General features: G+C 62.0%; 21 protein-coding genes and 1 tRNA gene. 8 read left to right on the top strand and 14 right to left on the bottom strand.

Going from position 1 to position 18,716, the window contains the following annotated elements:
• Positions 1–64: 64 nt before the first annotated feature.
• From rpsD to KPG71_RS03480, 11 genes are all read right to left on the bottom strand, one after another.
• A complete protein-coding gene (gene rpsD / locus KPG71_RS03530) occupies positions 65–685 on the bottom strand; it encodes a 30S ribosomal protein S4 (protein ID WP_073037190.1) in 621 nt (206 codons plus the stop codon).
• Positions 686–853: 168 nt separating this feature from the next.
• Positions 854–1,921 carry a Hint domain-containing protein gene (locus KPG71_RS03525; RefSeq protein WP_216336766.1) on the bottom strand — a complete coding sequence of 356 codons (1,068 nt, stop codon included), beginning with the start codon at positions 1,919–1,921 and terminating at the stop codon, positions 854–856.
• 129 nt (positions 1,922–2,050) lie between these two features.
• Entirely contained in the window at positions 2,051–3,193 is a 1,143-nt protein-coding gene (locus tag KPG71_RS03520) for a Xaa-Pro peptidase family protein (RefSeq protein WP_216336765.1), read from the bottom strand.
• Positions 3,194–3,485: 292 nt separating this feature from the next.
• Positions 3,486–4,070, bottom strand: coding sequence for a GNAT family N-acetyltransferase (locus KPG71_RS03515; RefSeq protein ID WP_216336764.1), 585 nt, complete (start codon positions 4,068–4,070; stop codon positions 3,486–3,488).
• Positions 4,067–4,462, bottom strand: coding sequence for a ketosteroid isomerase-related protein (locus KPG71_RS03510; protein WP_216336763.1), 396 nt, complete (start codon positions 4,460–4,462; stop codon positions 4,067–4,069). Before KPG71_RS03510 ends, KPG71_RS03515 begins: the two co-directional genes overlap by 4 nt.
• Positions 4,459–4,926: a low molecular weight phosphatase family protein gene (locus KPG71_RS03505; protein ID WP_216336762.1), complete on the bottom strand. Its 468-nt coding sequence runs from the start codon at positions 4,924–4,926 to the stop codon at positions 4,459–4,461. The genes KPG71_RS03510 and KPG71_RS03505 overlap by 4 nt, the downstream gene beginning before the upstream one ends.
• Positions 4,926–5,405 (bottom strand): UPF0262 family protein, encoded by a 480-nt coding sequence (locus KPG71_RS03500; protein WP_216337193.1) that lies wholly within the window; start codon positions 5,403–5,405, stop codon positions 4,926–4,928. Before KPG71_RS03500 ends, KPG71_RS03505 begins: the two co-directional genes overlap by 1 nt.
• 2 nt (positions 5,406–5,407) lie before the next feature.
• A complete protein-coding gene (hisD, locus tag KPG71_RS03495) occupies positions 5,408–6,712 on the bottom strand; it encodes a histidinol dehydrogenase (protein WP_216336761.1) in 1,305 nt (434 codons plus the stop codon).
• 231 nt (positions 6,713–6,943) lie between these two features.
• Positions 6,944–7,414 carry a DUF2948 family protein gene (locus KPG71_RS03490; protein WP_367397302.1) on the bottom strand — a complete coding sequence of 157 codons (471 nt, stop codon included), beginning with the start codon at positions 7,412–7,414 and terminating at the stop codon, positions 6,944–6,946.
• On the bottom strand, positions 7,411–8,679 hold the full coding sequence (murA, locus tag KPG71_RS03485) for a UDP-N-acetylglucosamine 1-carboxyvinyltransferase (RefSeq protein ID WP_216336760.1): 1,269 nt from the start codon (positions 8,677–8,679) through the stop codon (positions 7,411–7,413). Before murA ends, KPG71_RS03490 begins: the two co-directional genes overlap by 4 nt.
• 6 nt (positions 8,680–8,685) lie before the next feature.
• Positions 8,686–8,844, bottom strand: coding sequence for a hypothetical protein (locus KPG71_RS03480; protein ID WP_216336759.1), 159 nt, complete (start codon positions 8,842–8,844; stop codon positions 8,686–8,688).
• Between the two features lie 87 nt (positions 8,845–8,931).
• On the opposite strand from KPG71_RS03480, the gene KPG71_RS03475 reads away from it, so the two are divergent.
• The 7 genes from KPG71_RS03475 to KPG71_RS03445 all read left to right on the top strand — a co-directional run bounded on the left by KPG71_RS03475 (position 8,932) and on the right by KPG71_RS03445 (position 15,694).
• A tRNA-Thr gene (locus tag KPG71_RS03475) sits at positions 8,932–9,006 on the top strand.
• 139 nt (positions 9,007–9,145) lie between these two features.
• Positions 9,146–10,192, top strand: a complete 1,047-nt coding sequence (locus KPG71_RS03470) for a rod shape-determining protein (protein ID WP_216336758.1) — start codon at positions 9,146–9,148, stop codon at positions 10,190–10,192.
• A gap of 32 nt (positions 10,193–10,224) precedes the next feature.
• Positions 10,225–11,148 carry a rod shape-determining protein MreC gene (gene mreC / locus KPG71_RS03465; protein ID WP_216336757.1) on the top strand — a complete coding sequence of 308 codons (924 nt, stop codon included), beginning with the start codon at positions 10,225–10,227 and terminating at the stop codon, positions 11,146–11,148.
• A gap of 25 nt (positions 11,149–11,173) precedes the next feature.
• Positions 11,174–11,680 (top strand): rod shape-determining protein MreD, encoded by a 507-nt coding sequence (locus tag KPG71_RS03460; RefSeq protein ID WP_253196077.1) that lies wholly within the window; start codon positions 11,174–11,176, stop codon positions 11,678–11,680.
• The gene (mrdA, locus tag KPG71_RS03455; protein ID WP_216336755.1) at positions 11,677–13,620 is read left to right on the top strand and encodes a penicillin-binding protein 2; all 1,944 of its coding nucleotides are present in this window, start codon (positions 11,677–11,679) and stop codon (positions 13,618–13,620) included. The genes KPG71_RS03460 and mrdA overlap by 4 nt, the downstream gene beginning before the upstream one ends.
• On the top strand, positions 13,617–14,756 hold the full coding sequence (rodA, locus tag KPG71_RS03450; protein ID WP_216336754.1) for a rod shape-determining protein RodA: 1,140 nt from the start codon (positions 13,617–13,619) through the stop codon (positions 14,754–14,756). Before mrdA ends, rodA begins: the two co-directional genes overlap by 4 nt.
• A gap of 5 nt (positions 14,757–14,761) precedes the next feature.
• Positions 14,762–15,694: a glyoxylate/hydroxypyruvate reductase A gene (locus tag KPG71_RS03445; protein WP_216336753.1), complete on the top strand. Its 933-nt coding sequence runs from the start codon at positions 14,762–14,764 to the stop codon at positions 15,692–15,694.
• Positions 15,695–15,724: 30 nt separating this feature from the next.
• Here the strand turns inward: KPG71_RS03445 and KPG71_RS03440 are convergent, their stop codons facing one another.
• The 3 genes from KPG71_RS03440 to pncA are packed head-to-tail and all read right to left on the bottom strand — an operon-like array spanning position 15,725 to position 17,696.
• Positions 15,725–16,516: an SseB family protein gene (locus tag KPG71_RS03440; protein ID WP_216336752.1), complete on the bottom strand. Its 792-nt coding sequence runs from the start codon at positions 16,514–16,516 to the stop codon at positions 15,725–15,727.
• Positions 16,509–17,096, bottom strand: coding sequence for a uracil-DNA glycosylase family protein (locus tag KPG71_RS03435; RefSeq protein ID WP_216336751.1), 588 nt, complete (start codon positions 17,094–17,096; stop codon positions 16,509–16,511). Before KPG71_RS03435 ends, KPG71_RS03440 begins: the two co-directional genes overlap by 8 nt.
• A 3-nt stretch (positions 17,097–17,099) precedes the next feature.
• Positions 17,100–17,696 (bottom strand): bifunctional nicotinamidase/pyrazinamidase, encoded by a 597-nt coding sequence (gene pncA / locus KPG71_RS03430; protein WP_216336750.1) that lies wholly within the window; start codon positions 17,694–17,696, stop codon positions 17,100–17,102.
• A 105-nt stretch (positions 17,697–17,801) separates the two neighbouring features.
• On the opposite strand from pncA, the gene KPG71_RS03425 reads away from it, so the two are divergent.
• Positions 17,802–18,716: a rhodanese-related sulfurtransferase gene (locus KPG71_RS03425; RefSeq protein ID WP_216336749.1), complete on the top strand. Its 915-nt coding sequence runs from the start codon at positions 17,802–17,804 to the stop codon at positions 18,714–18,716.

Below are 18,716 nucleotides of genomic sequence, written 5' to 3'. Positions count from 1 at the left end.
CACAAATGAGAAAGGCCGCGCCGGGCATCCCCGTCGCGGCCTTTCCGTAGCGTATGCAGAACGCTTAGTTCTGCGCGTAGAATTCGATGACGAGGTTCGGTTCCATCATCACCGGATAGGGCACGTCGCCCAGGCCGGGGGTCCGCACGAAGGTGGCGGTCATCTTGGAATGGTCGGCCTCGATGTAATCGGGCACGTCACGCTCGGGCAGCTGGGTGGCTTCCAGAAGGGCCGCCATCTGCTTGGAGCGGTCGCGCACCTCGACCACGTCACCCTCTTTCACGCGGTAGGAGGGGATGTTGACCTTCTTGCCGTTCACGCGGACATGGCCGTGGTTAACGAACTGGCGCGCGGCAAAGATCGTGGGCACGAACTTGGCACGGTAAACGACGGCGTCCAGACGGCGCTCCAGCAGGCCGATCAGCAATTCACCGGTGTCGCCGCGCAGACGCTCGGCTTCGGCATAGATGCGGCGGAACTGTTTTTCCGTCAGATCGCCGTAATAGCCCTTCAGCTTCTGCTTGGCGCGCAGCTGCAGGCCAAAGTCGGACATCTTGCCCTTGCGGCGCTGACCGTGCTGGCCGGGGCCGTATTCGCGGCGGTTGACGGGGGATTTCGGACGGCCCCAGATGTTTTCGCCCATCCGGCGGTCGATTTTGTACTTGGCAGACGTGCGTTTGGTCACGGCTGATCTCCTTCGTTCAGGTTTCGAAGGGCGTTGTCCTCTTCCCGGTATTTGCCGGAATGACAGGAATCCCCTTGCGGGGGCCACCAACACCAATGAAGCCGCGCTTATACGCCCCTTCCGGGCAGAGTCAACCGCTCATCGTCCAAACGCCGGAACCCTGCCGGATCAGGCCGCCTCATACCGCAAAACCGCAGCTTCGGACGCACTCAGGCTGCGCCGGGCAAACCCGCCATAGCGCTGCGGTTCGGCCTCCAGCGACGCATCCAGCGCCAGCAGGCGCGCCCTGTCCTCCGCATCCAGCGTCGACAAGGCCGTGCTGGCGGGATGGAAGCTTTCGGTCTCGACCCCGTTGGCCCACAGCACACCATGCGCGGGCAGCAGCAGGTGAATATAGGTCACCTCGCGCACCGCGACATCCACCGCGATCGAGCCGTTATTGATCAAATCGCGCGCCCGCACCAGAACCTCGGGCGTGTTGAACAAGGCCCTCGCCTCGTCACCCTTGATCAACATGCGATGCTCGGGCGAGACCAGCAATTCCTGGTCGGGCCGCTCCACACCCAGGGCCCCGGCCCGGATACGCACCGGCCGCAAATGCGGCATCGCGAACAGGCGCGCGCCGCTCATCCGGCGGCTGCCGATCCACTGCACCTCCTGCGCGCCGTTATCCTTGGTCTGCACCAGATCGCCCTCGCGCAATTCCTGCACCAGTCGCGGCCCTTGCGGTGTTTCCAACCGTGTATCGGGGGTAAAACAGATCACGCCGCCGGTTTCCGGCCCGGTCGAGGCAACCTTCTGCGCCGTCTCGAAGGAATGATGCACCACCCACATTTCGGTATCCGAAGGCGGGATATCGTCCACGAACAACAGCAAGGGCGGCGCACCGCCCCCGACCTCGATCATCGTGACCGTGAAACTGCGCGATCCGTTCGTGACCACGAAACCGCTGTCCGTCAGCGGATCGTCCACGTCGACCTCGTTCAGGTTTCGCTGATTTGTGCGCGCGGCCCCTACCAACCGCCGCACCAGCCGTGCCGCTCGTTTGCGGCAATTCATATCGCCGTCTGCCCGCTCAAGGCGCAGTACTTCATTTGGGCCATCCACCCGGACAAGATCGCCCCGCCAGGACCACGCGGCCCCGACGCTCAGCGCCTGCACCGGAGCAGAAACCAATCCGTCCACTTCCGTCTGCGACCAGGAGATGACAAACGCGCCCCTAAAGCCCGTTTTCATAGCCTGTATGCCTGCCTTTTATTTTTTTATTAACGAGAGGTTAGCAGACGCGAATCACCCTGGGAAGTCCCGCAAAGGCCTTTGTTGCCAAAAAAACAGGCGGCGTCACCCGCCGCCCACAACCGGCATCTAGACGACATGCGGCCCATAGGGCGTATCGTTCAGCACTTCGGCCCCGTCCGGCCCCAGCAGAACGGTGTTGGAGACAAAGAAATTCCCGCGCCCGGTTTCGGTGAACCACGACATCAGGTGAAACGTCATTCCCTCCTGCATCTCAAGGTCCGAGTCATGCCGCAACCCCGTCACGCGCGGCCCGCCCGTCCATGACGGCGGAAACCCGATCCCCACCAGATACCCGCAATGATGCCGCCGGTACTCCGGCATCCCGGCGGCATCCACCACGGCCTGCCACCCATCGTACACATCGCGCGCCCGCACACCGGGGCGCAGCGCCGCCAGCGTCGCATCGAAGGCCCGCTTGCTGATCTCGGCCACGGCCGCATCTTCGTCGGATATCCGCCCGATACTCACCAGCCGCCCCATCGGCGCGTTGTAGCGGGCAACACACCCGGCGACTTCCAGAAACACCGCCCCTTCATGGGTGCCCTCGCCCCAACTGGTATGCTCCTCGGCCATGCGGGCCGCCGGGCGCAGGAACGGGCCGAACCCCGGCGGGGTGCCGCCCGCGCGCGTCATGGCCGACAGGCATTCGGCGGCAACGTCCGCCTCTTGCGCGCCATCGTGAATGGCCGCAATCGCCGCTTGCGTTCCCGCATCCGCCGCCCTGGCCGCCCGGCGCATGAATCCCTGCTCCTCGGGTGATTTCACCAGCCGCAGGGCATCCACCATGCCGGTGATGTCGCGCCATTCGGCCCCGGCGATCCCCTCTTTCAACGCCTCGCCCATGGCCAGCGACAACCCCGACGATCCTGCCTCGACGCCAACGGCCTTGCCCGCACAAGACCCGGCCAGATGCCCGATCACCACATCCGCCGCCGTTTCGGAATCGCTGTGCCCAAGAAAGTGCGCGTTGCGTACCATGTTGGCAATCGCCACCTGCTCCATCTGGCGCGTGACCAATATCATATCGCCCTCGCACGGCACGATCAGAACATGCGGCGCGAAATACCCCCAGTGATCCAGCCCGATCAGGTAAAAGATGTTTTCCGGCGCGCTCAGCAGGATCAGGTCGAGCCCCCGCGCCTCCATCTGCTGTCGGGTCGCGGCCACACGGCGGGCCAGTTCGCCATCGCTGAACGGGTTGGAATGCATCGCGGCGGCCTCCTGCAGGCAACAATCGGGGATAGCCGATGGTCCGCGCCTTTGCCCGCCAGACCTGTCGCATTCCCGCCATTTCCCGGTCAGTCCGCGACCTGTCTGATGCTTTCGGGGCGTGACAGCAGGTTTGTACGAAACAGGGGTTGGTTTTGTACGAATTTCGCCGCGCGCCCTGTTAACCCGGCGAATTTACCGATCCGATACCGACGCGACACCGACGTGATACCGATGCAATACCGAACACGGTTTTTCCTTGTTAACCAATGACTTGAGTCCGATTCGCCGCTCAGAGCGCCCGCATCCAGAATTGCAGCGGATGCTCCGTTTCCTGTGGCTGGTCTATGTCCTTCCAGCGAAACTGCGCGACCGCACCGTTCACCGGCGCATACCCACGCTTGCGCCAGAATGGATCAAGTGGTTGATATTGCTCGGGTTTCAAAGGATGATCCGCCGGGCGCATCACCCCGCAAAAGGCCACATACCGCCGCCCCATCGCCCGCGCATGGGCCTCGCGCGCATCGAAAAACGCATGCCCGATCCCCCGCCCCCGGTATCCGGGCAGCAAGACACTTTCCGCGCAATAAAAAATGTATTTCAAATCAATGCCTTGCCCATCAAACGCCGCCGCGAAATCCTCGGCATGATCCTCCATAGGCGTCCCCGTCGAAGCCCCGACCAGACGCGTCCCGTCAAAGGCAGCCACCAGAATGGCGTTCTCGCTGTCACGATAAGTCTGTAGATAGTGTCTCTCATAGGCCTCATCCCCATCATATAGATAGGGCCAGGCCCGAAACACCTCGATCCGCAGCCGCGCCACATCGTCCAGCGCCTTGGCCAGTTCCTCGCCCGTCAGCCGCTCGACCCGGATCATCCTTTGACCTGTCGCATCCAGTCAGCCAGGTTATAATAGGTGACGACCCGCGTTATCTGCCCGTTTTTCAACGAAAAAAACGATCCGGCAGGCAAGCGGTAGGTTTGCCCGTTCGCTTCGGGCAAGCCTTCATCGGTTTCCAGATACGTCCCGTTCACCACATATTCCGCCGCCGCGCGCGCCCCGCCTTCGGCGTCGAAGATCACCATATCGGTCAGCTCTTCGCGGTAGCAGCGATTCATATGCTCGCAAAAGGCCCGGAAGGCATCCTTCCCGGTGCGAACCTGCCCCTCGTTCACATGATGCGCCACATCATCGCTCAGACAGGCCAGCATCGCCGCCACGTCCCCCCTGTTGAACGCATCGAAATAGGCTTTGACCGTTGAATTCATTGCATTTCCCTCGGCTCGCCCCACCTCTCCTTGAGGTGGGAAATGATCTGATCGCGGGTCTGCCGGTAGGCGTCCAGCTTGGCCTCCCGTGTCTCACCAAGGCCTGAAGGGTCCATGATCGGCCAATAGATGACATCCAGATGAAACACCCGCGTCAGTTCCAGCGCCCTGCGCTGGCTGGCCGGGCTGAGCGCGACAATCAGATCGAACGACGACAGGTCATCGCCCCATTGCTCCATCTCGTCGAAACTGCGTGTACGATGCCGGGCCAGTTCCACCCCGACCTCATCGCAGACCGCAATGGAAAACCCGTCGATTTCCATGTCGCTTTTGACACCCGCCGACTGGACGTAAACATCTGTTCCATAAAACTTTTTCATGAGACCTTCGGCCATCGGCGAGCGCACTGCATTATGATCGCAGCAAAACAAGACCGATTGGGGAAGCTCACAGGCCACCGCCATCAGCCCCCGAAATGCAGCACGCAGATCAGCGTGAACAGGCGCCGTGCGGTATCGTTGTCGACCTCGGCCTTGCCGTCCAGCCGCTCTTCCAGAATACGCGCGCCTTCGTTGTGAATCCCCCGCCGCGCCATGTCGATGGTCTCGATCTGGGCGGGCGGCATGTTCTTGACCGCGTCGAAATAGCTTTCGCAAATCTGCCAGTAATCCTTGACCACCTGCCGGAAGGGCGACAGCGACAGATGGAACTCCGCCGCCGGGTTTTCATCCTCCGTGCGGATATCGAAGACCAGCCGCTTGTCCCGGATCGACAGGCCAACACGATAAGGCCCGTCCGGCACCACCCGATCATCGCGTTTTGGCAGGGCAAACGAATTTTCCTCGATCAGGTCGAACATGGCGACCTTGCGCTCCTGTTCGATCTCGGGGGTTGGCGGGGGCAGGTTGGCGTCGTCCAACTCGATATGGCAGATACGCGACATTTTCATTGCTCGTTCAAATGGTTAAGGCGGGCCGTCACCGACAGGCCATGCGCCTCGAGGCTTTCGGAAGTGGCCAGCGTTTCCGCAGCCGGTCCAATCGCGCGCAGCGCCGCCGGTGTCATGCGGGCCATCGTGGTGCGTTTGACGAAATCCATCACGCTCAAACCCGACGAGAAGCGCGCCGAACGCGCCGTGGGCAATACGTGATTGGGCCCGCCGACGTAATCGCCGATAGCCTCCGGCGTCCACGCCCCGAGGAAGATCGCGCCCGCATGAGTGATCTTTTCGGCCAGAGCCTCCGCATCATTGACGCATAGTTCAAGGTGCTCCGGCGCGATCCTGTTCGACAATTCGGCGGCAGTATCCATATCCGGCACCGTGATGATGGCCCCGAAATCGCGCCAACTGGCCCCGGCGATCTTGCGCCGCTCAAGCGTTTGAAGATGCCGGTCGATCGCGGCCTCGACGGCCTTGGCCATGGCCGGATCGTCGGTAATCAGGATGGATTGCGCGCTTTCGTCGTGTTCCGCCTGGCTGAGCATATCAAGCGCGATCCAGTCTGGATTGTTGTCCCGGTCCGCAATCACGAGGATCTCCGACGGCCCGGCAATCATGTCGATGCCCACACGCCCGAACACACGCCGCTTGGCCGCCGCGACAAAGGCATTCCCCGGCCCGGTGATCTTGTCCACCGGCGCGATGGTTTCTGTCCCATAGGCCAGGGCGGCAATCGCCTGCGCACCGCCCACGCGGTAAATCTCGTCTACGCCAGAAAGGCGCGCGGCCAGCAAAACCAGTGGATTGGCCTGACCATCAGGGGTTGGCACGGTAATGGCCAGCCGCTTGACACCTGCAACCTTGGCCGGGATCGCATTCATCAGAACCGATGACGGGTACGAGGCCAGCCCCCCCGGCACATAGAGTCCCGCCGCACTGACCGGCGTCCAACGCCATCCCAGTGTTGCACCAGCCTCGTCGGTCCAACTGACATCCTCGGGCAGTTGGCGTTCGTGATAGGCACGAATGCGATCCGCAGCGATCTGCAGAGCCTCGCGCTCATGCGCAGGAACCTCCGCGATCAACGCATCCACCTCTTCGCGGGAAAAGCGCAGCGTTTCGGGGGTCAAATCCAGCCGGTCGAACCTGGCCGTCAATTCGATCACCGCCGCATCGCCCCGCGCGCGAACATCGGCGATGATCGCGGCAACCGCATCGTCCACATCGGCAGACTCTTCGCGTTTCGCCCCCAGAAGGGCGGTAAACTCAGTCTCGAAACCGGTGTCGGTCGCGTTCAGATAGACGGGCATTTCACCTCTCCTTGCAGGGCAAACCCTTAAAACGAACCGAAACGCGGCACAAGCCACGAGCCTTGCGGCAAGATTCTTTTCAGCATGACCTATCTACGGAGAATGCAGAGTGTGGAAGGCGTTGTGCCCCGCGCGACGGGGAAGCTGCGACGGTCATGGCGTGCGGACGCACCCTGTCACTGGTCTGATATCCGGCATCGGCCCCGAGATGTACGCCCGGTGGCCGATACCTCAATCCCCGTGTTCCGGTGTCTTACCCGAAGGCGCCCGATACGGACGCGTCACGTCTTTCAGCGTGACTTCCAGCGCCTCGACCTCAAGGCGCAAGGCCCCGTCGCCCGCCAGGGTCAGCAACAGGTATCCCGTCCCTTCCTCGCCCGGTTGGAACTCGATGGACAGCAGCGACAGAATCGTCGCCTTGTCGGAGCGGTCGATACCCTGGCTGGCAACGCGCAACACGTTGTCGACGGCCAGAACGGATTGCACACGCTCGGGGGCATGACGGGACTGCCCCTGATCCTCCCACCGGAAGCGGTTGAGAAGTAAGGCAAAACGCCCCTCTCCAGAACGCCACGTCATCTCCGTGATCGGAAAGACTGCGTCCTGCACAAGCGACGAGATCACCTGCAAATCCTCGGGGTCCATCGCCCCGAGGTTTACCGGCGCCTCGCGCCCCTCTTCAAATGTTGCATCGTCCGTCACTGTCCTGACACCCGTTCTATCCGTGCCCCGAGGTTCCCGAGCTTTTCCTCGACCCGCTCATAGCCACGATCAAGATGATATACGCGGTTCACAATCGTTTCTCCTTCGGCAGCCAGACCGGCCAAAATCAACGATACGCTGGCCCGCAGGTCCGTGGCCATTACCGGCGCGCCCTTCAACCGTTCCACCCCCGTCACGGTGGCCGTTCCGCCATGAACGTCGATCTGCGCCCCCATACGCATCAGCTCCGGCGCATGCATGAAACGGTTTTCAAAGATTTTCTCTTCGAGAACGCTGACACCTTCGGCGGTACACATCAAGGCCATCATCTGCGCCTGCAAATCGGTCGGGAACCCCGGAAACGGCTCGGTCGTGACGTCCACGGCTTTGATGCGGCCATTGCGACGCGCGACTTTCAGGCCCTTTTCGGTCTCGGAAACCTCGATTCCTGCTTCGTCCAGTTTTTCGCAGAACGCGCCGACGAGGTCGATGCGCCCGCCAAGGCATTCCACCTCGCCACCGCAGATTGCCGGCGCCAGCATGTAGGTGCCCAACTCGATCCGGTCCGTCACCACAGGATGAGTCGCCCCGCCCAACCGGTCGACACCCTGGATGGTGATGGTATCCGTCCCGTCACCGTCGATCTGCGCGCCCATGCGGCGCAGGCAATCGGCCAGATCGACGATCTCGGGCTCGCGCGCGGCATTTTTCAGCACCGTCGTCCCCTTGGCCAGCGTGGCCGCCATCAGTGCGTTTTCGGTCGCGCCGACCGACACCAACGGAAAGTCCACAGTCCCACCCTTCAAGCCACCCGGTGCCTTGGCATGGACATAACCGTCCTTCAGTTCGAGTTCCGCGCCCATGGCCTCGAGCGCGCGCAAGTGCAGATCGACGGGCCGCGCCCCGATGGCGCATCCGCCCGGCAACGAAACAACGGCATGCCCGTCACGCGCCAGCAAGGGCCCGAGCACGAGAATCGAGGCACGCATCTTGCGCACGATCTCGTAGTCGGCAACGTGACTGTTCAATGCGTGGCTGGACATGGCCAACACCTGACCGTCCTGCAATTGCGACACCTCGGCCCCCAGAGATTGCAGCAGCGCCGACATGGTCTTGATGTCGCTCAGCCGCGGCGCATTGGTCAAGGTCAACGGCTCGTCACTCAGCAATGTGGCCGGCATCAGGGTCAGGCAGGCGTTCTTGGCCCCCGCAATCGGGATCTGGCCATTCAAGGGGCCATTGCCCGCAACGATAATCGAATCCATACTGCTCTAGTCCTTGTCCTCGGAGGGGCTTGCCGAATTATCCGGCCCACGGCCGCGCTGCTGCGCCTTACGGCGTGCCAGATTGGCCTTCAAGGCCGCTTTCAGACGGTCCTCGCGGTCTGCGGCCTTTTTGTCGGGCTTTTTGCCGGGCTGTTTTTCTTTCATGGTCCCTTCTCTACAGCAGGTGCAAAAAAGCGTCCAGATTACGCTTGCACCGTCGGACAGAAGCGTCTAATCAGCGCGCCACGATGTGCTGCTGTAGCTCAGTGGTAGAGCGCACCCTTGGTAAGGGTGAGGTCGGGAGTTCAATCCTCCCCAGCAGCACCATTTCCCTTCCCGGCAATTTGACGCTCAACCTCGGAAAGTGGCCCTTTAACCGCTTGCTGCACCGCACTATAAGGACATCCGGCCCCGACTAGCGAGTCGCGGGCCTGTACATCTATTCGACGACAGGAATCGAGCGCCAATGCCAATCTTCCAAAATATCCCTGGTCTGTTTTCTTCTGACATGGCGATCGACCTGGGAACCGCGAACACGCTGGTCTACGTGAAGGGGCGAGGCATCATTCTGTCGGAGCCTTCGGTCGTGGCGTATCATGTCAAGGACGGCCAGAAAAAGGTTCTCGCGGTCGGCGAAGACGCCAAGCTGATGCTGGGCCGCACCCCCGGCAGCATCGAGGCGATCCGCCCGATGCGCGAAGGCGTGATCGCGGACTTCGACACCGCCGAGGCCATGATCAAGCACTTCATCCGCAAGGTGCACAAACGCTCGACATTCTCCAAGCCCAAGATCATCGTCTGCGTCCCTCATGGCGCAACCCCGGTGGAAAAACGCGCCATCCGTCAATCGGTGTTGTCCGCTGGCGCCCGCCGCGCGGGATTGATTGCCGAGCCCATCGCCGCGGCGATTGGGGCGGGTATGCCGATCACCGATCCCACCGGTTCGATGGTCGTGGATATCGGCGGAGGGACAACCGAAGTGGCCGTTCTGTCCCTGGGCGATATCGTCTATGCCCGTTCGGTCCGGGTGGGCGGCGACCGCATGGACGAAGCGATCATCAGCTACCTGCGCCGTCAGCAGAACCTGCTGGTCGGTGAATCGACCGCCGAGCGCATCAAGACCTCGATTGGCACCGCTCGCATGCCCGATGACGGGCGCGGCAGCTCGATGCAGATCCGTGGCCGCGATTTGCTGAACGGGGTCCCGAAGGAAACCGAGATCAGCCAGGCTCAGGTCGCCGAAGCCCTCGCCGAGCCGGTACAGCAGATTTGCGAGGCCGTTATGACCGCGCTCGAAGCCACGCCGCCCGATCTGGCGGCCGACATTGTCGACCGCGGCGTGATGCTGACCGGCGGCGGCGCGTTGCTGGGCGATCTGGATCTCGCCCTGCGCGAGCAGACCGGACTGGCCGTTTCAATTGCCGATGACAGCCTGAACTGTGTCGCGCTTGGCACCGGCAAGGCGCTGGAGTTCGAAAAACAGCTGCGCCACGCGATTGACTACGACAGCTGAAACACCCACCCTTTGCTGCAAAGGGGGCGAACTTGGCAAAGGACCGCGCACAGTCTGAAGACTTTACCGGCCCGCTCAAGCGATTGTTGCTGGGCGTCGTCTTTCTGTGCCTGCTTGGGCTGTTTCTGCTCTGGCGCATCGACAGCCCTCGGGTCGAACGCTTCCGCGCGCAGGTGGTGGACCGGGTGGTTCCCAGTTTCGACTGGGCCATGGCGCCCGTCACGGCAACCGTGAACATCCTGCGTGATTTCCAAAGCTATCAACGCATCTATCAGCAAAATCAGGAACTTCGCCGCGAACTGCAGCAGATGAAGGCCTGGAAAGAGGCCGCACTGCAACTGGAGCAGGAAAACGCCCGCCTGCTTGACCTGAACAACGTGCAGCTCGATCCCCGCCTGACCTTTGTCACCGGTGTGGTCATGGCCGACAGCGGTTCGCCCTTCCGGCAATCGGTGCTGATCAATGTCGGCAGCCGGGACGGGATCGTCGATGGCTGGGCCGCCATGGACGGGCTGGGACTGGTCGGGAGGATTTCAGGTGTCGGCAACAATACCGCGCGTGTCGTCCTGCTGACCGATACCTCCAGCCGCATTCCGGTAACGATACAGCCCTCGGGCCAGCGCGCGCTGTTGATCGGCGACAATACGGCGGCGCCGATCGTTGATTTCATCGAAGCCCCGGAAACCATTCGGCCGGGAGATCGCGTGATGACCTCGGGCGACGGCAATGTTTTTCCTGCGGGTCTTCTGGTCGGGCAACTGGCTCAGGATCCCGGCGGGCGCATGCGGGTACGCCTGTCTGCCGATTACGAACGATTGGAATTCCTGCGTGTTCTGCGCAGCTACAACAACGAAACCATTGATCAACCGGGACGCCTGATCGCCCCGGAAATCCTGCCCGACACATCGGGAAGCCCGGCCCCCGAAAACACCATCGGCGAGGCAGGCGATGGCTGAGCGGAAATCCCCCAATCGCTGGAGCATGCGTGTTCTTTATCTGGTGCTGTGCCTGGCACTGGTTTTCTTGCATCTGCTACCGCTCGACACCCTGCCGCGCGGTTGGGCCGGGCCCGATCTGATGCTGGCCATGACATTCGCCTGGGTGCTGCGCCGCCCCGATTATGTGCCGCCGCTGCTGATCGCCGGTGTGTTCCTGTTGGCCGACCTTCTGTTCCAGCGTCCGCCCGGCCTGTGGGCCGCCTTCGTCCTGATCAGTTCGCAAACCCTGCGCAACCGTGAAGCAGGTTTGCGCGACCTGACCTTTGCAATGGAATGGTTGAATGTAGCGACAACGCTGGTTGCCCTGACCATCGGCTACCGGATCGTTCTGACCATCATGCTGGTCGATCAGGTGCCGCTCGGGCTGAGCCTGATGCAACTGGTGGCGACGCTTGTGGTTTATCCGCTGGTCGCCTTCGCTTCGCAGGCCGTGCTGCGCGTGCGCAAAATCGCTCCGGGCGATGTCGACGCACTGGGAGGCCGAACATGAGACGCCCACCCCGCGATAACGCCGAAAGCCTTCGCCGGATCACCCGGCGCGCCATGATTCTCGGCGGTGCGCAGGCCGCTTTCGTAGGCGTGCTGGGACTGCGGATGCGCTTCATGCAGGTCGATCAGGCCGACCAGTTCCGCCTGCTGGCCGAAGAAAACCGCATCAAGATCCGCCTGATCCCTCCGGCCCGTGGCCGTATCTTTGACCGAAACGGCGCCGTTGTCGCGGAAAACGTCCCCAGCTACCGCATCACCATGGTTCGGGAAGAGGCCGGCGATATCGACGAGGTCATCAACCGTCTCGCCAGGCTGGTCGAACTGGACCCCGATGAACTGGAACGCGCCCGCCGCGATCTGGGAGAATTGCGTGGCGACACCCCCGTAACCGTCGCCGACAGGGTCAGTTGGGGCGATATCAGCCGGGTTGCGGTGAATACCCCGGCCCTTCCGGGCATCACCCCCGAAGTCGGCCTGTCCCGCCGCTATCCTCAGGGAACCGATTACGCGCATGTCATCGGCTATGTCGGTCCGGTCAGTGATCGCGATCTGGAACAGATTGACGCCCCCGATCAACTGCTTCTGATCCCCCGGTTCCAGATCGGCAAGATCGGGCTGGAGGCACAGCGCGAAAACCTGTTGCGTGGCAAGGCAGGAAACAAGCGGGTCGAAGTCAACGCCTCGGGCCGTATCATGCGCGAACTGGATCGCCAGGAGGGCCAGGCAGGCTCCGATTTGCAGATCACCATCGACAACGCCCTGCAATCCTACACCCACGCCCGCATGGCCGAAGAAAGCGCCGCCGCCGTGGTGATCGACTGCGAAACAGGCGATCTGCTGGCCTGCACCTCGTCCCCCAGCTACGATCCCAACCTGTTCGTGCGCGGCATTTCCGTGACCGAATACAAGGCGCTGCTCGACAACAAATACCGTCCCCTGCCGAACAAGGCGGTGCAGGGCATCTATCCCCCCGGCTCCACTTTCAAGATGGTCACCGCCCTCGCTGCACTGGAAGACGGACAGATCGATCCCGCCGAAACCGTCTATTGCCCCGGCCACCTCGAAGTCAGCGGGCGCCGGTTCCACTGCTGGAAACGCGCCGGTCATGGCAATGTGGACCTGCACCGGTCCTTGCGTGAAAGTTGCGACGTCTATTACTACGAACTGGCACTGCGCACCGGCATCGAAAAGATCAGCGCCATGGCCCGGCGGCTGGGACTGGGCGTCCAGCACGATCTGCCGATGACCTCCGTTGCGGCGGGGCTGGCCCCCACCAAGGACTGGAAGCTGATCAACAAGGGCAATGACTGGGTGATCGGCGACAGCGTCAATGCGGCCATCGGACAAGGGTTTGTTTTGTCATCCCCGCTTCAGCTTGCCGTGATGACGGCACGGCTGGCGACCAACCGTCAGGTTGCCCCGCGCCTGATCAAGTCCATCGACGGCGTCGAACAACCCACAGGCCGTGGCGAAGACCTTGGCCTGAACGAGAACATCCTGCGCGAGGTCCGCAAGGCGATGTTCGCTGTCTCGAACAATCGCCGCGGCACGGCCTATTCCAGCCGCATCATCGAAGATGCCTTTCGCATGGCGGGCAAGACCGGCACCAGTCAGGTCCGCAATATCACCGCGGCCGAACGCGCGCGTGGCGTAACCCGAAATTCCGACCTGCCCTGGGAAAGACGCGATCACGCCCTGTTCGTGGATTTCGCCCCGTTCGATGCGCCCAAGGTGGCCGTTGCAGTCGTCGTCGAACACGGCGGCGGGGGCTCGACAGCCGCCGCGCCCATCGCCCGCGACATTACCTTGCAGGCCCTTTATGGCGAAGACCCGCCCCTGACGGCCTATCCCGCCAAGGACCGGGGCCGTATCGAGACGCAACAAGAGCAGCTACGCCGCGCCCGCCCCTCGCAGGATGGCAGCGGGAGCGATCGGGCATGAGCTATCTCGAGTACACCGTCAAAACGACACCGAGCGGGTTACGCAAGATTCTGTATCTGAACTGGCCGCTCGCCATTTTGCTGACCACTGTGGCGGGCGTCGGGTTTCTGATGCTCTATTCGGTGGCGGGCGGGTCCTTTACGCCCTGGGCCGAACCGCAGATGAAACGCTATGCGCTCGGCTTTGCCATGATGTTGATGGTGGCGGTGATCCCGATCTGGTTCTGGCGCAACATGGCCGTACTGGCCTATGTGATATCGGTGCTTTTGCTGTTGGCGGTCGAGTTCTTCGGGACCGTCGGCATGGGGGCGCAGCGTTGGATCGACCTCGGTTTCATGCGGCTGCAACCTTCGGAACTGATGAAGATCACGCTGATCATGATGCTGGCGGCCTACTATGACTGGCTCCCGATGAGCCGCGTGTCACGTCCTCTGTGGGTCTTGTTTCCGGTCGGGCTGATCCTGCTGCCGGTGGGGTTGGTTTTACGCCAGCCCGATCTTGGCACCTCGATCCTTTTGATTGCCGGGGGCGGGGTGTTGATGTTTGTCGCCGGGGTTCACTGGGCCTATTTCGCCGCCGTCATCGCGCTTGGAATTTCACTGGTCACGGCGGTCTTTCAAAGCCGTGGCACAGATTGGCAATTGCTGGCCGACTACCAGTATCGCAGGATCGACACGTTTCTCGATCCTTCCTCCGATCCATTGGGGGCGGGCTATCACATCACCCAGTCCAAGATCGCACTCGGTTCGGGTGGATGGACGGGGCGTGGGTTCATGCAAGGCACGCAATCGCGGCTGAACTTCCTGCCGGAAAAACATACCGACTTCATCTTTACCACGCTGGCCGAAGAATTCGGTTTCATCGGTGGTGTCTCCCTGCTCGGTCTGTATACGCTGATCCTCGTGTTCTGCATCGCCACGGCGCTGAACAACCGTGATCGGTTTTCTTCGCTCCTGACCCTGGGAATCGCGATCACGTTCTTCCTGTTCTTCGCCGTCAACATGTCGATGGTCATGGGGCTGGCGCCTGTCGTCGGCGTGCCGCTCCCCCTGGTCAGCTACGGCGGATCGGCCATGCTGGTGCTGATGATCGGCTTTGGATTGATCCAGAGCGCCCATATTCACAAACCGAGGTAAGACCGATGCCCGTCAATGTATTGTTCGCGGCCAGCCCCGACCGATGGACCACCTACGAAACCCCTCTTAAAAGGGCGTTTTCAGAGGCCGCCCTGGACGTGAACCTTGCCACCGACATCGCCCCAGAGCAGGTGGATTACATTGTCTATGCGCCAAATAGCGACCTACAGGATTTCACGCCTTACACCCGCACCAGGGCCGTATTGAATCTTTGGGCGGGGGTCGAAGGGATCGTGGACAATCCCACCCTGACTCAGCCGCTGGCGCGCATGGTCGACAACGGCCTGACACGCGGCATGGTCGAGTGGGTCACCGGCCACACTCTGCGCCATCATCTGAACACCGACCTGCATGTTCTCAATCAGGACGGGGTGTGGCGCAAAGAGGTGCCACCGTTGGCCTGTGATCGTCCTGTCACCATCCTTGGGCTTGGAACACTGGGGCAAGCCTGCGGCGAGGCATTGGCCAACCTGGGCTTTCCCGTCACCGGCTGGAGCCGCTCGCAAAAAGATGTCTCCGGAATCACCTGCCTGTCAGGCGAGACCGGCTTGCAAAAGGCCCTGTCCACGGCGCAAATCCTGATCCTGCTTTTGCCGCATACGCCTGACACCGAAAACGTGCTGAATGCCGAAACGCTGTCCCAGATGCCCAAAGGGGCGGTCATCATCAATCCGGGGCGCGGGCCTTTGATAGACGATGAGGCGTTGCTTGCGGCGTTGGACGCGGAACAGATCGGACATGCGACGCTGGACGTGTTTCGCACAGAACCATTGCCAGCCTCTCATCCCTATTGGGCCCATCCCCGAGTCACGGTCACCCCGCATATTGCCTCGGAAACACGGCCCGCTTCGGCATCGCGCGTGATAGCCGAGAATATCCGGCGCGGCGAAGCCGGAAGGCCGTTCCTGCACCTTGTGAACCGCGATTTAGGCTACTGATCGGCGCGATCGCCTGTCAGGGTTCTCCGCTTACTTGAGACGCGGTGGCCGGTTCGGGTCCATCCCCGGATTGGCGCCCGGCACATGGGCGTCCGCTTCCGGTTTCGGCAGATCGAACCGCAACCCCACCCGCGCCAGTCGTGCCGCAACCGGATCGGACCCTTGGAAAAACCCCACATCCAGCGCCGCAGCCTCGAGCCCGGAAAAGCTCAGCACATCGGACACCGCACGCGCCAAAGCGCCCTCGGCCCCCGGCACCGCATCCACGACCCCCAGCATGTGGCCCCTTGCCCCGCTGTCATAGGTCACGCCCACGAGATAAGCCAGATCGGCCAGTCCCACCGCACTGGCCAGCCGCATATCCAAAGCCTGAAGCAGGCTGTCGGGCAATCCGGTGGGGGCATGAAAGGCCTGTGCTTTGGCCTCCAGCTCGGCAGGATCGCCCGCCAGCGTTTCGGCCATCCAGTTCATCGCCTCGGGCGGCAGCAAGATCGACGACGGCGCGACTTGCAGGTTCACGCCCATACCCAGCTTTTCAGGGGCGAGCATACCCACCACGGCACGTCCCGACAGCGCGGCATAAGGGGCCTCGCCACCCGCGAAATCGGCCAGGCGTTCCTCGCGGTCGAAAACCAGAACAAAACCCTGCCCTTCCACCTCGAACACCCTTGGCGTCACGGTTTCCCCGCTGGCCTCTTCCTCCAGCAACAGGAACAACTCGGACGCCGCCAGGGTCTCGTAAAACCGTAGCCGCGCCTGTGCGTCTTCGGGTGCGGCCTCCATCGCCCTGTGGGCGGCATCCAGAACGGTGGTGTCAGTCATCCAGAACCTCGCGCACTTTGCCACGCAACACCGGCAGAAGATCCTCCTCGAACCACGGGTTGCGCCTCAGCCATGCGGTATTGCGCCACGACGGATGAGGCAAGGGAAAGAGGCGCGGCGCATGGTCCCGCCAGCCTTTTACCGTGTCGGTCACACCGCTTTGCACGCCCATGTGATAGCGTTGCGAATACCCGCCAACGATCACTGACAGCCGCACTTCGCTCAATTCCTGCATGACCTTGTCATGCCATGTCCGGCCGCAGATTTTCGGCGGTGGTAGATCCGATCCCTTGGCGTCATATCCCGGAAAGCAGAACGCCATCGGCACCACCGCCACGCGTGACATGTCATAAAACTCGTCCACGCTCATCCCCAGCCAGTCGCGCAGCCTGTCGCCCGAGGGGTCATCGAACGGCTTGCCCGATTTGTGCACCCGCATTCCGGGGGCCTGCCCCGCAATCAGGATACGCGCACCGGGGCGAAACCAGACAACGGGCCGGGGCGCGTGGGCCGTTTCGGTCCGGGAAAAGCTTTCGGCACAAAGACGACAGGCTTCTATTTCGCGAACAAGGCCGGACATCGCTCAGGCGATCCTGACGCCGACATCCTTCATCCCGTTCATCGCCGCCTCAAGCGATCCATCAAGGTCGATCGCCTTGCACAGTCCTTCCCGAACCAGCACGTCATAGCCCAGTATCGCGGCATCGACCGCCGAAAAATTCACGCAGAAATCGGTGGCCAGCCCGACCATCGTCAGTTCGGAAATCCCGCGTTCTTCCAGATAGCCATGCAAGCCCGTGGGTGTCCTGTGATCATTCTCGAAGAACGCCGAGTAGCTGTCGATAGAGCGGCGAAACCCCTTGCGCACGATCATGTCGGCCCGGTTGGTATTCAGATCGGAATGAAACGCGGCCCCCATCGTGCCTTGCACGCAATGATCGGGCCACAGAACCTGGGGGCCGTATGGCATCTCTGTCATCTCGAAAGGCGCCATGCCCGGATGCGAGGATGCGAACGAAGAATGCCCTGCCGGATGCCAATCCTGCGTCAGGACCACAGTCGCAAACTCCTCCATCAGCGCATTGATACCGGGGACGATCTGATTGCCATCGTCCACCGCAAGGGCGCCGCCGGGGCAGAAATCATTTTGCACGTCGATCACGATCAGGGCTTGGGTCATGTTTCCGGGCCTCCTTGTCCCGTAAGGTGGGCTGTTCCCAGACTGCGTCAACGGCGCCATATTGTCCACTTGCCCAAAGGCCCATGTCCGCTTAAATCCCGCGTCATGTACACGATTGCCGCCCTCTATCATTTCACCCGCTTTGACGACCCCGCCGCAGTGCGCGGGCCGCTGTACGATCTGTGCGATGCGCAAGGGATTTCCGGATCGCTGCTGCTGGCGCATGAAGGGATCAACGGCACCATTGCCGGACCCCGCGCCGGGATCGACGCCGTGCTTGCCCATATCCGTGCCCTGCCCGGCTGTGCCGATCTGGAGTGGAAGGAAAGCACCAGCGACGATCAACCCTTCCGCCGCCTCAAGGTGCGCCTGAAGAAAGAAATCGTGACGATGGGTCAGCCCGATGTCGATCCGCTGGCGCGGGTGGGGCATTATGTTGACCCGCAGGACTGGAACGAGTTGATCCTCAGCCCGGATGTGGCCGTGATCGACACCCGCAACGATTACGAAGTCGCCATCGGCACGTTCGAAGGCGCGGTCGATCCCAAAACGGACTCATTCCGCGACTTTCCCGCCTGGTGGGAGGAAAACAAGCACCGCTTTCACAACAAGCGCATCGCCATGTTCTGCACCGGCGGTATCCGGTGCGAGAAATCCACCAACTACCTTCTGGGGCAAGGGGTGGATGAGGTCTACCACCTCAAGGGTGGCATCCTGAAATACCTCGAAGAGGTTCCACAGGAAGACAGCACATGGAAGGGCGAATGCTTTGTCTTTGACGGTCGCGTGTCGGTGGGGCACGGCCTGCAGGAAGGCCCGCATGAGTTATGCTTTGCCTGCCGCCGCCCGATCCTGCCCGAGGACATGAAACGCCCCGAATACGAACACGGCGTGTCATGCCACCTGTGCGCCCACGAAACGACGCCCGAGGACAAGGCCCGTTTCCGCGAACGGCAAAAACAGATCTCCCTGGCCGAAGCGCGTGGCGAGCAGCATATCAAGGTTGTCCACGAAGGTTAG

Source organism: Roseovarius sp. PS-C2 (genome assembly GCF_018862045.1).
Taxonomy (GTDB): Bacteria; Pseudomonadota; Alphaproteobacteria; order Rhodobacterales; family Rhodobacteraceae; genus Roseovarius.
Note: the sequence above shows the minus strand (reverse complement) of the source record. Positions and strands in the feature narration are given on the sequence as shown.

Coding starts and splice junctions, on each gene's coding strand:
- KPG71_RS03505 (WP_216336762.1), bottom strand. CDS start 4,926: ATGGCGGTGGCCTGTGAGCTTCCCCAATCGGTCTTGTTTTGCTGCGAT.
- KPG71_RS03425 (WP_216336749.1), top strand. CDS start 17,802: ATGTACACGATTGCCGCCCTCTATCATTTCACCCGCTTTGACGACCCC.
- KPG71_RS03435 (WP_216336751.1), bottom strand. CDS start 17,096: ATGTCCGGCCTTGTTCGCGAAATAGAAGCCTGTCGTCTTTGTGCCGAA.
- rodA (WP_216336754.1), top strand. CDS start 13,617: ATGAGCTATCTCGAGTACACCGTCAAAACGACACCGAGCGGGTTACGC.
- KPG71_RS03510 (WP_216336763.1), bottom strand. CDS start 4,462: ATGAATTCAACGGTCAAAGCCTATTTCGATGCGTTCAACAGGGGGGAC.
- mrdA (WP_216336755.1), top strand. CDS start 11,677: ATGAGACGCCCACCCCGCGATAACGCCGAAAGCCTTCGCCGGATCACC.
- KPG71_RS03445 (WP_216336753.1), top strand. CDS start 14,762: ATGCCCGTCAATGTATTGTTCGCGGCCAGCCCCGACCGATGGACCACC.
- KPG71_RS03440 (WP_216336752.1), bottom strand. CDS start 16,516: ATGACTGACACCACCGTTCTGGATGCCGCCCACAGGGCGATGGAGGCC.
- KPG71_RS03500 (WP_216337193.1), bottom strand. CDS start 5,405: ATGTCGCGTATCTGCCATATCGAGTTGGACGACGCCAACCTGCCCCCG.
- KPG71_RS03480 (WP_216336759.1), bottom strand. CDS start 8,844: ATGAAAGAAAAACAGCCCGGCAAAAAGCCCGACAAAAAGGCCGCAGAC.
- KPG71_RS03470 (WP_216336758.1), top strand. CDS start 9,146: ATGCCAATCTTCCAAAATATCCCTGGTCTGTTTTCTTCTGACATGGCG.
- murA (WP_216336760.1), bottom strand. CDS start 8,679: ATGGATTCGATTATCGTTGCGGGCAATGGCCCCTTGAATGGCCAGATC.
- KPG71_RS03515 (WP_216336764.1), bottom strand. CDS start 4,070: ATGATCCGGGTCGAGCGGCTGACGGGCGAGGAACTGGCCAAGGCGCTG.
- hisD (WP_216336761.1), bottom strand. CDS start 6,712: ATGCCCGTCTATCTGAACGCGACCGACACCGGTTTCGAGACTGAGTTT.
- KPG71_RS03520 (WP_216336765.1), bottom strand. CDS start 3,193: ATGCATTCCAACCCGTTCAGCGATGGCGAACTGGCCCGCCGTGTGGCC.
- KPG71_RS03525 (WP_216336766.1), bottom strand. CDS start 1,921: ATGAAAACGGGCTTTAGGGGCGCGTTTGTCATCTCCTGGTCGCAGACG.
- pncA (WP_216336750.1), bottom strand. CDS start 17,696: ATGACCCAAGCCCTGATCGTGATCGACGTGCAAAATGATTTCTGCCCC.
- KPG71_RS03460 (WP_253196077.1), top strand. CDS start 11,174: ATGCGTGTTCTTTATCTGGTGCTGTGCCTGGCACTGGTTTTCTTGCAT.